General features: G+C 72.5%; 11 protein-coding genes and 1 riboswitch. Of the genes, 7 read left to right on the top strand and 4 right to left on the bottom strand.

Annotation, left to right across the window (positions count from 1 at the left end; all coding sequences use genetic code 11):
- Window positions 1-28 precede the first annotated feature (28 nt).
- Together ACFY6U_RS04840 and ACFY6U_RS04835 are read right to left on the bottom strand one after the other, a co-directional pair.
- Window positions 29-973, bottom strand: coding sequence for a sucrase ferredoxin (locus ACFY6U_RS04840; RefSeq protein ID WP_390035074.1), 945 nt, complete (start codon window positions 971-973; stop codon window positions 29-31).
- Between the two features lie 81 nt (window positions 974-1,054).
- Window positions 1,055-2,311 (bottom strand): citrate/2-methylcitrate synthase, encoded by a 1,257-nt coding sequence (locus ACFY6U_RS04835; RefSeq protein ID WP_390035073.1) that lies wholly within the window; start codon window positions 2,309-2,311, stop codon window positions 1,055-1,057.
- Window positions 2,312-2,446: 135 nt separating this feature from the next.
- On the opposite strand from ACFY6U_RS04835, the gene ACFY6U_RS04830 reads away from it, so the two are divergent.
- Window positions 2,447-3,745, top strand: a complete 1,299-nt coding sequence (locus ACFY6U_RS04830) for an ROK family protein (RefSeq protein ID WP_390035072.1) — start codon at window positions 2,447-2,449, stop codon at window positions 3,743-3,745.
- A gap of 4 nt (window positions 3,746-3,749) precedes the next feature.
- Here the strand turns inward: ACFY6U_RS04830 and ACFY6U_RS04825 are convergent, their stop codons facing one another.
- Complete coding sequence (locus ACFY6U_RS04825; protein WP_390035071.1) at window positions 3,750-4,862, bottom strand: Gfo/Idh/MocA family protein; 1,113 nt, start codon at window positions 4,860-4,862, stop codon at window positions 3,750-3,752.
- A gap of 130 nt (window positions 4,863-4,992) precedes the next feature.
- Between ACFY6U_RS04825 and ACFY6U_RS04820 the strand changes: the two genes are divergently transcribed.
- From ACFY6U_RS04820 to ACFY6U_RS04810, 3 genes are all read left to right on the top strand, one after another.
- Complete coding sequence (locus tag ACFY6U_RS04820) at window positions 4,993-6,030, top strand: sugar phosphate isomerase/epimerase family protein (protein ID WP_390035070.1); 1,038 nt, start codon at window positions 4,993-4,995, stop codon at window positions 6,028-6,030.
- A gap of 161 nt (window positions 6,031-6,191) precedes the next feature.
- Window positions 6,192-7,358 (top strand): citrate synthase, encoded by a 1,167-nt coding sequence (locus ACFY6U_RS04815; RefSeq protein WP_390035069.1) that lies wholly within the window; start codon window positions 6,192-6,194, stop codon window positions 7,356-7,358.
- 125 nt (window positions 7,359-7,483) lie between these two features.
- Window positions 7,484-8,563 (top strand): CobW family GTP-binding protein, encoded by a 1,080-nt coding sequence (locus tag ACFY6U_RS04810; RefSeq protein WP_390035068.1) that lies wholly within the window; start codon window positions 7,484-7,486, stop codon window positions 8,561-8,563.
- On the opposite strand, the gene ACFY6U_RS04805 is transcribed toward ACFY6U_RS04810, so the two are convergent.
- Window positions 8,560-11,016: a DNA topoisomerase (ATP-hydrolyzing) subunit A gene (locus tag ACFY6U_RS04805; RefSeq protein ID WP_390035205.1), complete on the bottom strand. Its 2,457-nt coding sequence runs from the start codon at window positions 11,014-11,016 to the stop codon at window positions 8,560-8,562. The two genes, ACFY6U_RS04810 and ACFY6U_RS04805, sit on opposite strands and share 4 nt — an antisense overlap.
- Before the next feature lie 302 nt (window positions 11,017-11,318).
- Between ACFY6U_RS04805 and ACFY6U_RS04800 the strand changes: the two genes are divergently transcribed.
- From ACFY6U_RS04800 to ACFY6U_RS04790, 3 genes are all read left to right on the top strand, one after another.
- A complete protein-coding gene (locus ACFY6U_RS04800; protein ID WP_390035067.1) occupies window positions 11,319-12,722 on the top strand; it encodes a M16 family metallopeptidase in 1,404 nt (467 codons plus the stop codon).
- Window positions 12,719-14,107 (top strand): M16 family metallopeptidase, encoded by a 1,389-nt coding sequence (locus tag ACFY6U_RS04795; protein ID WP_390035066.1) that lies wholly within the window; start codon window positions 12,719-12,721, stop codon window positions 14,105-14,107. The genes ACFY6U_RS04800 and ACFY6U_RS04795 overlap by 4 nt, the downstream gene beginning before the upstream one ends.
- 192 nt (window positions 14,108-14,299) lie before the next feature.
- Window positions 14,300-14,463, top strand: a riboswitch (cyclic di-AMP (ydaO/yuaA leader).
- 12 nt (window positions 14,464-14,475) lie between these two features.
- Entirely contained in the window at window positions 14,476-15,231 is a 756-nt protein-coding gene (locus ACFY6U_RS04790; RefSeq protein WP_390035065.1) for a M23 family metallopeptidase, read from the top strand.
- Window positions 15,232-15,525: the final 294 nt, after the last annotated feature.

The following is a 15,525-nucleotide window of genomic DNA, read 5'->3' as shown; positions in this document are numbered from 1 at the left end:
TCTTGACCAATTCTTGGGAAAGATCGGGTCAGCTCGCCAGCGCCGGCGTCGTCCGCAGCTCCCGCAGCGACACCACGTCCATCCGGGCCGGCGACCCCAGCACCGACACCCCGCAGCTCTCCGGGCGCGGCGGCAGCGAGTCACCCTGGGCCACGCACACCCGCCAGCGGCGGCCGTCGGCGTGGGCGACCGTGACCTCCCAGCGCGGAGCCGCACCCTCGGTCCGTACGACGCTCAGCACGCCCGCCGTGTATTCGTCCGCCGCCTCGCGCACGGCCAGCTCGGCCGCCTGGCCGGGGCGTTCCCAGGCGGAGCAGCCGCGGCACCCCTCCAGCACCACACGGCCCTCGTGGATGCCGTGCAGGACCTCCTTGACGGCATGGGCCTCGGCGCGGCCGTACGCGTAGCCGTACGGCAGGACGAGCACCGTCGGCGAGAAGCGATGACCACCCAGATGGGTGACCTCCCAGGTGCCCTCCACTCCGGACGCGGCCAGCTCGGCGGCGAGCGGGCGACCCAGCAGGGCGCAACAGCGGTCGCGCCTGCCGTTGGTGCAGACGAGCGCGAGCGGGCTGCCCGGGTGCGGCCGGCCGCCGAGGGCCGCGCCGAACGAACGGTGGTCGCCCGCGCCGAGCGCGGCGAAGTCCAGGTCGAGCAGGCGGGCCGGATCGCGGGTCGTGGCGCTGTGCAGCCAGACGTTGCCGGGGACGGTGTGGGCGACGTACACCTGGCGCACGGCGGGGGTGCCGGGGTCGGCGTGGCGGCCGGGGCGGCGAATGAGCGCGATCCGTACGCCGGTCCCCTGGGCGGCAGTCTCCAGGGCGTGGCCCAGTGCGGGGTCCAGATGGCTCGACGTGAGCGCCTTGGGACCCCACGGGCCGGGTTGTTCCAGCAGCAGCCACGTCGTCGCGGTGGCGGCGGTACCCGAAACGGGCTCGTCGAGCATCCGGGAGACGGTTGCGCACCTACTCACAGAGGTGAGCCTAACCTGACTTTCCCCCGGGTGACTTCCGGCCTCGCCCGTTCGGGACTCCGGCGGGGCTGTCGAAGCGGGCTATTCCGGCAGGGGCTGCGGTGGTTTCGGGCCGACGTAGTGGCCGCTGGGGCGCATGCGCAGCGGGCGTTCGCCGTACTCCTCCAGGGCGTGGGCGATCCAGCCCGCCGTCCGGGCGACGGCGAAGATCGTCTCGCCGGCGGTGGACGGCATCCCGCAGGAGGCCGTGAACACGGCGAGCGCCAGGTCGACGTTGGCGTGCAGCGGGGTGTGCCGGGCGGTCGTGGCGACGATGTCCCGGGCCGCGAGCAGGGCGGGCTCCGCGCGGGGGACCTCCTCCAGCAGCGTGAAGAGCACCCGCGCGCGTGGGTCCTCGCCCTGGTAGAGGCGGTGGCCGAGGCCGGGGATGCGGCGGCCCGCGCGGAGCTCGTCCGCGATCACCGTGACCGCGGTGCCCTGGTCGAGGACGTCGAGCAGCAGCCGGTGGGCGAGGCCGCTGGAGGCACCGTGCAGGGGGCCTTCGAGTACACCGAGCCCCGCCGACACGGCCGCGTAGGCGTGCGCACGGGCGGAGGCGGCGACCCGCACGGCGAGGGTGGAGGCGGCCAGGTCGTGGTCGACGAGCAGCGCGAGAGCGGTGTCCAGGACGCGCAGTTCGGCGTCACCGGGGTCGGTGCCGGTCAGCCGGCGCCACAGGCGGTGGGCCAGCGGGCCGTCGTCGTGCCCCCGCCGGCGCCGCACCGGGAGCGCGGCGACGAGTGTGGGGATCAGTACGCGCGCGGCGCCCAGGACGGACTCCTCGGACAGGTCGAAGCGCAGCGGGTCCTCGGCGGCCGCGGCGATCGTGGCCACCCGCAGCCGGTCGGTGGGCGAGGTGTGCTCGGGCAGTGCGTCGACGGCCCGGCGGGCGACCGCGACGGTGGCCTCCGGGGCGGTGAAGGTCGTGCCCCGGGTCATGCGGCCCGTCCACAGCCACTCGGCCACCTCCTCGTAGGAGTGGTGCGCGGCGAGCTCGGTGGCGTCGACGCCCCGGAAGAAGTACCGGTCCTGGTCGATCAGCGTGATCCGGGTGCGTACCGACAGTTCTCCACCGGAGCCCGGACTCCCGGCGGCCTCCCGCCTGTTGCGCCGGGCGAGCGCCGCCACCTCCCCGGCGTCGAAGGTGCTGGCACGGCCCCCGGGCTCGCGTCTGCTGCTGAGCTGACCCCGGCTCACGTAGGCGTACACGGTCTCGGGCTTCACGCCGAGGAGTTCGGCGGTCTCCCTGGTGCTCAGCCGCCGCGCGGGACTGCCGGGAGCGGGGTGTTGATCGCGCATGGGCGTCACCGTAGCCGCTTCGGCATGAGTTGACTCGGTCAATGTTGACAGGAAGCCTGCGGTGTATCGACGAGCGGGTCAATGCGTGCAGTGGGCCGGCGGTCGTGGAGGTGCCCGGGACCATAAGCTCACTGCATGACCGACCACACCCGTACCCTCTCCCTGGTCCTGGGACTGATCAGGAGCGGAGCGGCCGTGACCAGGCCCGACCTCGGCCGGCAGACCGGGCTGGGCCGGACGATCATCACGCAGCGGGTGGACCACGCGGTCCGGGTCGGCCTGGTGGCCGAGGGCGAGCCGGCCCCCTCCACCGGCGGACGGCCCTCCCGCATCCTGCGGATCGCCTCCGGTCGCGGTGCCGTCCTCGGCGCGGTGTTCGGCGCCACCCATCTGCACGCCGCGGTGACCGACCTCGACGGGACCCTGATCGCCGACCGGCGGGTGCCGTGGGACATCGAGTCGGGCCCCGAGGCGTCCTTGGCGACGCTGGTCGAGACGGCGGGGCGGCTGCTGGGCCCGGCGCTGCGGGAGCGCCTGTGGGGGGTGTGCGTCGGCGTCCCCGGACCGGTCGACTTCGCGCGCGGGATGCCGGTGCGGCCGCCCATCATGGCCGGCTGGCACGGCTTCCCGCTCCGGGACCGGCTCGAAGCCCACTACGACGTGCCGGCCTGGGTCGACAACGACGCCAACCTGATGGCGCTGGGCGCCTGGAGCCGGACCCGGACGGCGGCGGGCGAGAACATCCTGCTCGTCAAGGCGAGCACCGGGATCGGCCTGGGCCTGATGTCCAGGGGCCGGCTGCACCGGGGAGCGCGCGGCGCGGCCGGCGACCTGGGGCACACCATCGTCGCCGAGGAGTCCCGGCACCGGTGCCGGTGCGGCAAGTTCGGGTGCCTCGAAGCGTTCGCGGGCGGCTGGGCCCTCACCCGTGACGCACGCGCCGCGGCCCTGGAGGGGCGCAGCCTCTTCCTGGCCGAACGCCTGGAGCGACTGGAGCGTCGGGAGGCGCCGCTGGCCGTCACCGACGTGCTCGACGGCTGCCGGGCCGGGGACCGGGTCAGCACCGAGCTCGTCACCAGGGCGGGCGAGCTGGTCGGCGGGCAACTGGCGACGCTCGTCAGCGTCTTCAACCCCTCGACGGTCTACCTCGCCGGAGTGCTGGCGCAGGCGGGCGACGTGTTCCGGGACCCCGTCGCCGAGGTCGTGGCCAGACGGTCCCTGCCGCTCGCCACCGACGAACTCGTCATCGCCCGGGTCGACCTCGACCGCGCCGAGGGAGTCGTCGGAGCGGCGACCCTGGCCGTCGACGAGCTGCTGCACCCGGACCTGCTGGACCAGTGGCTCCGGCACGGCAGCCCGCGCGGGATCCGCGCACGCACCGGCGACTTCACCGACCCGCTTCCCCTCGACGTGCCGCTGGCGGGTGCGCGGTAGCGGCTCAGCCGCGCTCCTCCGCCGGCCCCTTCGCCGCCGCGGGAACGTCGACCCAGCCGCCGCCGCGCGCCGAGTCCACGACCGCCTGGGCGAGCTCTGCCGCTCGCAGGCCGTCGGCGAAGGACGGCATCCCGGTGACCGGCTCGCCGCGGATCGCCGCGTAGGCGTCGGCCACGAAGTCGGCGAAGGCCTCGTAGTAGCCCTGCGGATGCCCGGACGGCAGGCCGGCCGCCCGCCCGGTGGGGGCGCCGGGCCGGTTCGGGTCGCGCAGCAGCACCTCGTTGGCGGTCCGGCCGCCGATCCACAGCGACTCGGGGGTCTCCTGGCGGAACGCGTAGCTGGCGTCCGGTCCGTCGAGGGACAACGACAGCGCGTTCTTGTAGCCGGCGGAGGCCTGGCTGACCACGACCGATCCGATCGCGCCGGCGTCGGTTTCGAGGAGGACGACCGCGCCGTCCTCGGTCTCGACGGGGCGCGGGGTGCCGTCGGCGGCCGGTCGCGCCGGGACCGCACGGGCGAAGGTCGCGTTCACCCGGGTGATCCGCTGCCCGGTCACGAACTCGGCGAGATCGCACCAGTGGACCCCGATGTCCCCGAACGCGCGCGTGGCACCGCCGTCCGCCGGGTCGACCCGCCAGTTGGTGGCCCCGGCGTCGGCGAGCCAGTCCTGCAGATAGCTGCCGTGGATCAGCCAGGGCGGCCGGTGCCCGGGCCGCCGGATCCGCTCGCGTGCCTCCCGCACGGAGGCGTAGTACCGGTACACGAAGGGCACGGCGGTGACCAGCCCGCGCTCCGCCGCCAGTTCGGTGAGCTCGCGCGCGGTCGCGGCATCGGTGGCCAGCGGCTTCTCGCAGACGACCGGTACACCGGCGGCGAGTGCCGCGCGGCAGAACCCGGCGTGCGTGGCGTTGGGTGTGCACACGTGCAGCACGTCCACCCCTTCCCTCAGCAGCTCCTCGACCGAGTCGAAGCCCTGGCCGGCCCGGAACTCCGCGGCGGCACGGCGGCCCTTCCCGGGCGTCGACCCGACCACGCCCACCACGTCGCCGCCGGCCACGAGCGCGGACCGGGTATGCACGGCCCCCATGAAGCCGGTACCGATGACACCGACGCGCATGACACGCACCTCTTCTCTCTCCCAGGAGCTAACGCGTGAACAGATCGAAAAAACGGGGAACGATGACTCCCGCAAGGTCGACTTTTGCTCACCGTAAGCTAAAGTGGCGGGAACGCCAAGGAGGCCGCACATGAACCAGAGCCAGGCACAGAGCCGGGAACCGGCCCGGCAGCCGGTCACCCTCTTCACCGGTCAGTGGGCGGATCTGCCGTTCGAGGAGGTGGCGCGGCGCGCGAGCGAGTGGGGCTACGACGGACTGGAGATCGCGGCCTCCGGCGACCACCTGGACCTGGCCCGTGCCGAGGCCGACCCCGACTACCTGCCCCACCGGCAGGCGATCCTGGAGCGCTACGGGCTGAAGGTCTGGGCGATCTCCCACCACCTCGGCGGCCAGGCCGTGTGCGACGATCCGATCGACTTCCGCCACCAGGCGATCCTGCGCCCGGAGGTCTGGGGCGACGGCGATCCGGAGGGCGTCCGGCAGCGTGCGGCCGAGGACATGAAGCGCGCCGCCCGCATCGCCCGCAGGCTCGGCGCCGACACCGTCGTCGGGTTCACCGGATCGAAGATCTGGAAGTACGTGGCGATGTTCCCGCCGGTCTCCCAGGCGGTGATCGACGAAGGGTACGAGGACTTCGCGCGCCGCTGGAACCCGATCCTCGACGTCTTCGACGCCGAGGGCGTGCGCTTCGCCCACGAGGTCCATCCGTCCGAGATCGCCTACGACTACTGGACGAGCGAGCGCACGCTCGAAGCGATCGGCCGCCGCCCGGCCTTCGGCTTCAACTGGGACCCCTCGCACCTGATCTGGCAGGGCGTCGACCCCGTCGGCTTCATCACGGACTTCGCCGACCGCATCTACCACGTCGACTGCAAGGACACCCGCCTGCGGCCGCCGTCGGGACGCGCCGGAATCCTCGGCTCCCACCTGCCCTGGGGCGACCCGCGCCGGCGCTGGGACTTCGTCTCCATCGGCCACGGGGACATGCCCTGGGAGGACGCCTTCCGCGCCCTGGCCGCCATCGGCTACGACGGACCCGTCTCCGTGGAGTGGGAGGACGCGGGCATGGACCGGCTGCACGGCGCGGCAGAGGCCGTCGGCCGGATCCGCTCCGCCCTGTGGCCACTGCCGAAGGCGTCGTTCGACTCGGCGTTCAGCAACCAGTGAGCATGCCGGGCGGCGGTCGAGGACCCCGCCCGGGCAGCAGCCGGTCGCCTCACCTCACCTCACCGTCACCCTGCCGCAATATTGATTCAATCAATATTGACAGAGATTGGGTCAATCATGGACAGTCAAATCATCTTCTGGGAGGCAAACGGAGGCACGTCATGACCGTGAACAGGACCGCGTCGACCCTTGTCGAGGTGCCGCGCGGGCTCGCCGGCGTCGTCGTCACGGAGACCGAGGTCGGTGACGTCCGGGGGAGCGAGGGCTTCTACCACTACCGCCAGTACTCGGCCGTCGAACTCGCCCGTACCCGTGGCTTCGAGGACGTCTGGCACCTCCTGATCCACGGCGAACTGCCGGACCCGGCGCGCGCGGCCGCCTTCGCCGCCGAGACCGCCGCGCTCCGGCGCCTGCCCGCCGAGGTCCGGACCGCCCTGCCCGCGGTGGCCGCGGCGAGCGGCACGTCCGGCCCGCTGGCCGGCCTGCGCACCGCCCTCTCGCTGCTCGGCGCGGCCAAGGGGTTCCGGCCGGTGTACGACATCGACGCGGACCGGCGCCGGGCCGACACGGTCGCCGCCTGCGCGGCCGTGCCGACGCTGCTCACGGCGCTGTACCGGCTGGGGCAGGGGCTCGACCCGGTGGAGCCGCGCGAGGACCTGTCGTACGCGGCCAACTACCTCTACATGGTGACGGGCACGGAACCGGACCCCCGGCGGGCGCGTGCGGTCGAGCAATACCTGATCTCAACCATTGACCACGGATTCAATGCATCAACGTTCACCGCACGCGTCATCGCGTCGACCGGTGCCGATGTCGCGGCCTGCCTCGTGGGTGCCGTCGGTGCCCTGTCCGGGCCGCTGCACGGGGGTGCGCCCAGCCGCGCGCTGGACACCCTGGACGCGATCGCGACGCCGGACCGGATCGACCCGTGGATCCGCGACCGGGTCCTCGCGGGTGACCGCGTGATGGGCTTCGGGCACGCGGTCTACCGCACGGAGGACCCCCGTTCCCGCATGCTGCGCGAGATCGCCCAGGAGTTCGGCGGCCCCCGGGTCGGGTTCGCCGTCGAGGTCGAACGCCATGTGGAGCGCATACTCGCCGAACTGAAGCCCGGCCGTGAACTCCACACCAACGTCGAGTTCTACGCGGGCGTGGTCATGGAACTGTGCGGCCTGCCCCGGGAGATGTTCACCCCGACGTTCGCGGCGGCCCGCGCGATCGGCTGGAGCGCCAACATCCTGGAACAGGCGACGGACTCGAAGATCATCCGGCCGGTGGCACGGTATGTGGGGCCGAAGCCGGAGGCGGCCGGCGTCGTCACCGCGTAGCGGGAGCGGGGCCGGGGGCGGCAGGGCCGACGCGCGGGGGAAGGCACGACGGGGCACGACGTCCGGCACGGCTGTTTCCTATCCTGGACCGGCCCGCCACCCCGCCCACGCGAAAGAGGCCCCCGTTGGAGCACCACCCCACCCCCCGGCAGATCCCGGTGGTCGTCCTCGCCGGATTCCTGGGGTCCGGGAAGACCACGCTCCTCAACCACCTGCTGCACCGCAGCGGAGGCAGCCGGATCGGGGCGATCGTCAACGACTTCGGGGCCATCGAGATCGACGCGATGGCCGTGGCGGGCGCCCTCGGCGACTCGACCGTCTCGCTCGGCAACGGGTGCCTGTGCTGTGCCGTCGACGCCAGTGAACTGGACGTCTACCTGGAGCGGCTCGCCAACCCCGGCACCGGTGTCGACGTCGTCGTCATCGAGGCCAGCGGTCTCGCCGAACCCCAGGAACTCGTCCGGATGCTGCTCGCCAGCGAGCATCCCGGCATCGTCTACGGCGGCCTCGTCGAGGTCGTCGACGCCGCCGAGTTCGACGACACCCGCGCGAAGCACCCCGAGATCGACCGGCATCTCGCCCTCGCCGACTTGGTCGTCGTCAACAAGCTCGACCGGGCCGCGGAGGGCGGCGAACGCGTCCTCGAACTGGTGCGGTCGCTCAGCGACCGCGGGGCCGCCGTCGTCCCCGCGACCTACGGCCGTGTCGACCCCGAGTTCCTGTTCGACTGCCGCCCCACCGCGGAGCGCATCGGACAGCTGTCCTTCGACGACCTGCACGACCACCACGACGGCGGCGACGGAGCGCACGGGGGACACCTGCACACCGCCTACGACAGCCTGTCCTTCGCCGCCGGGCTGCCCCTCGACCCCCGTCGGCTGATGGCCTTCCTCGACAGCCGTCCCGAGGGGCTCTACCGGATCAAGGGGTACGTCGACTTCGGGCCGTACGACACGGGCAACCGGTACGCCGTGCATGCCGTGGGCCGCTTCCTGCGGTTCTACCCGGAGGCCTGGGGACACGACGAGGAACGGCTCACGCAGCTCGTACTGATCGGCTCCGGCATCGACGCGGCCGCGCTCCGCAAGGAGCTGGAGGCGTGCACGAACGACGCCCCACACGCCGACGAGCACGGCATGTGGGGCGTCCTGCGCTACGTCCAGGGCCTGACGGAGGGCCCGGACGGCGACGGGTACGAGGCCTAGACCGGGCCCGCCACCACCGACACCGTCTTCGCCAGCGACACGCCGGAGCCGTCCCGGCGCGGGTCGATCTCCGGGAGGTCGACCGGGGTGCCGTTCTTCTGGGCCGCCTTCGCGGGGACCGGGCCCGCCCAGGCGAAGGACAGGCAGTCCTCGCCCTTCAGGAACCGCTGGCAGCGCACGCCGCCGGTGGCCCGGCCCTTGCGCGGGTACTGGTCGAACGGGGTCAGCTTGGCCGTCGTCTGCACCGAGTCGTCGAGGGTGCCGCGCGAGCCGGCCACCGTGAAGACCACCGCGTCGGCCGCCGGGTCGACGGCCGTGAAGGAGATGACCTTCGCGCCCTCGGTGAGCTTGATGCCCGCCATACCACCCGCCGGGCGGCCCTGCGGACGCACCTGGGAGGCCTGGTAGCGCAGCAGCTGCGCGTCGTCCGTGACGAAGACCAGGTCCTCCTCGCCGGTGCGCAGCTCCATCGCGCCGACGATCCGGTCGCCCTCCTTGAGGGTGATGACCTCCAACTCGTCCTTGTTGGACGGGTAGTCGGGGACCACGCGCTTGACCACGCCCTGCTCGGTGCCGAGGGCGAGACCCGGCGAGGACTCGTCCAGCGTGGTCAGGCAGACGGCCGTCTCGCCGTCCCCCAGGGAGAGGAACTCGGAGAGGGGCGCGCCGCCGGCGAGGTTCGGGGCGGTCGCCGTGTCCGGGAGCTGCGGGAGGTCGACGACGTTGATGCGCAGCAGGCGGCCCGTCGAGGTGACCGCGCCGATCTCGCCGCGCGCGGTCGCGGGGACCGCCGAGACGATGACGTCGTGCTTGGCCCGCTTGCCGTCGGTGTCCTCCGCGAACGGCTCGCCGTTCATCGTGCGGGCCAGCAGGCCCGTCGAGGAGAGCAGCACCCGGCACGGGGCGTCGGCCACCTGGAGCTCCACCACGGCCGCCGGGGCGCCCGAGGCCTCCAGCAGGACCGTGCGCCGCTCGGTGCCGAACTTCTTGGCCACCGCGGCCAGTTCCGCCGAGACCAGCTTGCGCAGCTCCGCGTCCGAGTCCAGGATCCGGGTCAGCTCGGCGATCTCCGCGGTGAGCCTCTCCTTCTCCGCCTCCAACTCGATGCGGTCGTACTTGGTGAGGCGGCGCAGGGGCGTGTCGAGGATGTACTGCGTCTGGATCTCCGACAGCGAGAAGCGCTCCATCAGGCGCTCCTTGGCCTGCGCGCTGTTCTCGCTGGAGCGGATCAGCCGGATGACCTCGTCGATGTCCACGAGGGCGGTGAGCAGGCCCTCCACCAGGTGCAGCCGGTCACGGCGCTTGCCGCGGCGGAACTCGCTGCGCCGGCGGACCACGTCGAAGCGGTGGTCCAGGTAGACCTCGAGCAGTTCCTTGAGGCCCAGGGTGAGCGGCTGGCCGTCCACCAGCGCCACGTTGTTGATGCCGAAGGACTCCTCCATCGGCGTCAGCTTGTAGAGCTGCTCCAGGACCGCCTCCGGCACGAAGCCGTTCTTGATCTCGACGACCAGACGCAGCCCGTGCTCGCGGTCGGTGAGGTCCTTGACGTCGGCGATGCCCTGCAGCTTCTTGGCGTTGACCAGGTCCTTGATCTTGGCGATGACCTTCTCGGGGCCGACCGTGAAGGGCAGTTCGGTGATGACCAGGCCCTTGCGGCGGGCCGTCACCGTCTCCACCGCCACCGTGGCCCGGATCTTGAAGGTGCCGCGGCCCGTCTCGTACGCGTCCCGGACGCCCTCCAGGCCGACGATCCGGCCACCGGTGGGCAGGTCGGGGCCGGGGACGTGCTTCATCAGCGCGTCCAGGTCCGCGTTCGGGTAGCGGATCAGGTGCCGGGCGGCCGCGATGACCTCGCCGAGGTTGTGCGGCGGCATGTTCGTCGCCATGCCGACCGCGATCCCCGACGAGCCGTTCACCAGCAGGTTCGGGAACGCGGCGGGCAGCGCCACCGGCTCCTGCTCCTGGCCGTCGTAGTTGGGCGCGAAGTCGACCGTGTCCTCGTCGATCGACTCGGTCATCAGGCTGGTCGCCTCGGCCATCCGGCACTCGGTGTACCGCATGGCGGCCGGCGGGTCGTCGTTGCCCAGCGAGCCGAAGTTGCCGTGGCCGTCGACCAGCGGGACGCGCATCGAGAACGGCTGGGCCATGCGCACCAGCGCGTCGTAGATCGACGAGTCGCCGTGCGGGTGCAGCTTGCCCATGACCTCGCCGACCACGCGCGCGCACTTCACGTAGGCGCGGTCGGGGCGCACGCCCATCTCGTTCATCTGGTAGACGATCCGGCGGTGCACCGGCTTGAGTCCGTCGCGGGCGTCCGGCAGGGCGCGCGAGTAGATGACCGAGTACGCGTACTCGAGGTAGGAGCCGCGCATCTCGTCCACGACGTCGATGTCGAGGATTCTCTCCTCGAACGAGTCGTCGGGCGGCGGGGTCTTCGTGCTGCGGCGGGCCATCGCTGCCGGCTCCTTGCTCATGCGTGAACGGGATCTGACGCGGACCATTGTGGACCGCGGCACTGACAACCCGGGCCAGGACCCGGTCTCCGCGGCCCGCCCCGGTGCCCGGAGGCCGCCCGGAGCGCGGCCCGGAGACTTTCGAAAGCGGGTCGGACGCAGGCTACGCGATCCGTCCGCGCGATCCGCTGTGGGCGTACGTCGTGCGGGAACTTCGCCCGGTCCCCGCACGCTTGCATACAGTGGCAGGACCGGCAGAAAAACCGCGGTTCGGGACCGCTTCCGCGAGCGAAGGGACGTACATGCCCATGGGTCACACGACCACGGCCGAGACAGGCTCCGGGGGCCTGGCAGCGACCGAGCACCGCTTGGCCAACGGTCTGCGCGTGGTGCTCTCCGAGGACCACCTGACCCCGGTCGCGGCGGTCTGCCTCTGGTACGACGTCGGTTCCCGGCACGAAGTCAAGGGGCGTACCGGCCTGGCTCACCTTTTCGAGCACCTGATGTTCCAGGGCTCCGCCCAGGTGAAGGGCAACGGCCACTTCGAGCTCGTGCAGGGCGCGGGCGGCTCGCTCAACGGCACCACGAGCTTCGAGCGCACCAACTACTTCGAGACCATGCCGGCCCACCAGCTGGAGCTCGCGCTCTGGCTGGAGGCCGACCGCATGGGCTCGCTGCTCGCGGCCCTCGACGACGAGTCCATGGAGAACCAGCGCGACGTCGTCAAGAACGAGCGCCGCCAGCGCTACGACAACGTGCCCTACGGCACGGCCTTCGAGAAGCTGACCGCGCTCGCCTACCCGGAGGGCCACCCCTACCACCACACGCCGATCGGCTCGATGGCGGACCTGGACGCGGCCACCCTGGAGGACGCGCGCGCGTTCTTCCGCACCTACTACGCGCCCAACAACGCGGTGCTCTCCGTCGTCGGCGACATCGACCCGGAGCAGACCCTCGCGTGGATCGAGAAGTACTTCGGCTCCATCCCGGCGCACGACGGCAAGCCCACCCCGCGCGACGGCTCGCTGCCCGACATCATCGGCGAGCAGCTGCGCGAGGTCGTCGTGGAGGAGGTCCCCGCGCGGGCGCTGATGGCCGCCTACCGGCTCCCGGAGGACGGCACGCGCGTGAGCGACGCGGCCGACCTGGCCCTCACCGTCCTCGGCGGCGGCGAGTCCTCCCGCCTCTACAACCGCCTGGTACGGCGCGACCGTACGGCGGTCGCGGCCGGCTTCGGCCTGCTCCGGCTCGCCGGGGCGCCCTCGCTGGGCTGGCTGGACGTGAAGACCTCCGGTGACGTCGAGGTGCCGGTCATCGAGGCCGCCATCGACGAGGAGCTCGCCCGGTTCGCCGAGGAGGGCCCGACGCCCGAGGAGATGGAGCGCGCCCAGGCCCAGTTGGAGCGCGAGTGGCTGGACCGGCTCGGCACCGTCGCGGGCCGCGCCGACGAACTGTGCCGCTTCGCCGTCCTGTTCGGTGACCCGCAGCTCGCCCTGACCGCCGTCCAGCGCGTCCTGACGGTCACCCCGGAGGAGGTCCAGGAGGTGGCCAAGGCCCGCCTGCGCCCCGACAACCGCGCGGTGCTCGTCTACGAGCCGCTGTCCGCGGAGTCCGCGGAGCACACCCAGGAGGCGGGGCGCGGCGAGGACCCGGAGCAGGAAGCGACCGTAGAGGCCGGCAACGAGAACGAGGAGACGGCCAAGTGACCGAGCTCGCCACCATGGACTTCCACCCCCAGCCGCAGCCGGGCGAGGCCAGGCCCTGGGCGTTCCCGGCCCCCGAGCGCGCCACCCTGGACAACGGCCTGACCGTGCTGCGCTGCCACCGCCCCGGCCAGCAGGTCGTCGCCGTCGAGGTGCTCCTGGACGCGCCCCTGGACGCCGAGCCGGCCGGCCTGGACGGCGTCGCCACGATCATGGCGCGCGCCTTCTCCGAGGGCACCGACAAGCACGCGGCCGAGGAGTACGCCGCCGAGCTGGAGCGGGCCGGTGCCACCCTCGACGCGCACGCCGACCACCCCGGCGTCCGCGTCAGCCTGGAGGTCCCCGCCTCCCGGCTGGCCAAGGGCCTCGGGCTGCTCTCCGACGCCCTGAGGGCGCCCGCCTTCGCCGAGAGCGAGGTCGAGCGGCTGGTCCGCAACCGCCTCGACGAGATCCCGCACGAGCTGGCCAACCCCAGCCGCCGGGCCGCCAAGGAGCTCTACAAGGAGCTGTTCCCGTCGACCGCGCGGATGTCCCGTCCGCGCCAGGGCACCGAGGACACCGTCGAGAAGATCGACGCGGCCGCCGTCCGCGCGTTCTACGACCGGCACGTCCGGCCCGCCACGGCCACCGCGGTCGTCGTCGGCGACCTGACCGGCATCGACCTGGACGAGCTGCTCGGCGAGACCCTGGGCGCCTGGCGTGGCTCCACCGCGCAGCCCCGCCCGGTCCCGCCGGTGACCGCCGACGACACCGGCCGGGTCGTGATCGTGGACCGCCCCGGCGCCGTCCAGACCCAGCTCCTCATCGGCCGCGTCGGCTCCGACCGGCACGACCGCGTCTGGCCCGCCCAGGTGCTCGGCACCTACTGCCTGGGCGGCACCCTCACCTCCCGCCTGGACCGCGTCCTGCGCGAGGAGAAGGGCTACACCTACGGCGTCCGTTCCTTCGGGCAGGTCCTGCGGTCCGCCCCCGACGGCACCGGCGCGTCCATGCTGGCCATCAGCGGCTCGGTGGACACCCCGAACACCGGCCCGGCCCTGCTGGACCTGTGGACGGTGCTGCGCACGCTCGCCGCCGAGGGCCTCACGGACGCCGAGCGCGACGTGGCCGTGCAGAACCTCGTCGGGGTGGCTCCGCTCAAGTACGAGACGGCGGCGGCCGTCGCCGGCACCCTGGCCGACCAGGTCGAGCAGCACCTGCCCGACGACTTCCAGGCCACGCTGTACCGGCAACTCGCCAACACGGGCACCGTGGAGGCCACCGCGGCGGTCGTGAACGCCTTCCCGGTGGACCGCCTGGTGACCGTCCTCGTCGGGGACGCGGCACAGATCAAGGAGCCCGTCGAGGCGCTCGGGATCGGCGAAGTCACGGTCGTCGCCGCCGAGTAGCGGCACGCGCGTGTGCGGAGCCCTGGTGACCACCCGGTCACCGGGGCTCTGGAATGTCCGAATTGGGGCGGAGGTTGCCTGTCTGCCCTGTGGGATGCGCGACAAAAACAGGGTTCCGTTTGAGCATTGAAGGCGGGCCCTCGTAGGTTCTTCCGGGCTGTCCGTCAGGCATCGCGCCGCGTCCGCGGCACCGGACAGCCATCGCCGAGTCCCCGTACGGCGCGAGCCAGGGGAGCCGGGGACCCACGCAGTCCCTGGGGTGAATCGGGCGCCCGCGCGTGTCGCGAGGGGGCCCGTAGGAGACCTTCCTGCTCCGAACCCGTCAGCTAACCCGGTAGGCGAGAGGGAAGGAAAGGACCAGCCTCTACATGGCGTTCATGTGCGCCTCCGGGAAGCACCGTCGTCCCGGCCGGGTGAAGCGCACCACCGCGCAGGCCGCCGGTATCGCGGCCCTCACCACCACGGGTGTCATCGGCACCGTCTCCGCCGCTCCGGCGCTCGCCGCCGAGAACTCCGTCGAGCAGACCGGCCTCACCCCGGTCATCACGATCAGTGACTCCGTCGCCGAGCAGATCGACGCCCAGGCCGCCGCCCAGAAGGCGGTCGCCGAGCGCAAGGCGGCCGAGGAGGCCGCCCGCAAGAAGGCCGCGGAGCAGGCCGCAAAGGAGCGCGCGGCCAAGGTACGCGCCGCCCGCGAGGCCGAGCGCAAGCGCCTCAACACCTTCGTCGCGCCGGTCAGCGACTCCTACGTCTCCACCGGCTACAAGACCGGCGGCTCCCTGTGGTCCTCGGGCGCCCACACCGGCATCGACTTCCACGCCGCGAGCGGTACGGTCGTGCACGCCGTCGGCACCGGCACGGTCGTCTCCACGGGCTGGGGCGGGGCGTACGGCAACGAGATCGTCATCAAGATGGCCGACGGCATGTACACCCAGTACGGCCACCTGTCGTCCATCGGCGTCTCGGTGGGCCAGAAGGTCACCCCGGGCCAGCAGATAGGTCTCTCCGGCGCGACCGGCAACACGACCGGCCCCCACCTCCACTTCGAGGCCCGTACGACCCCCGAGTACGGCTCCGACGTCGACCCGGTCGCCTACCTCCGCAAGCACGGCGTGAACGTCTGACGAGAGCCGGACAGGAGCGCCGCGCCGGGACCGACGTGGTCGCGATGCGTGCGGGTGCGTCGTGGCTGGTCGCGCAGTTCCCCGCGCCCCCGAAGGGGTGCTGCGCCTGACGCCCCTGGAAGGGGCGCGGGGAACTGCGCGAGCAACCCCCACGCACCCGCACCCGACCACCGAGGCGGACCGCTGCCAGTCCGGCGACAACAACTCGTGAGATGTTCCGGAGCCCCGGCCCCCACGCCGGGGCTTTCGTCGTTTTCGTGCCCCCGCTGTCCAAAATATATCCCTGGATTCCGG

It is taken from the genome of Streptomyces sp. NPDC013157 (assembly GCF_042899865.1).
In the GTDB taxonomy this organism is placed as follows: Bacteria; Actinomycetota; Actinomycetes; order Streptomycetales; family Streptomycetaceae; genus Streptomyces.
This window is presented reverse-complemented; position numbering and strand designations above follow the sequence as displayed.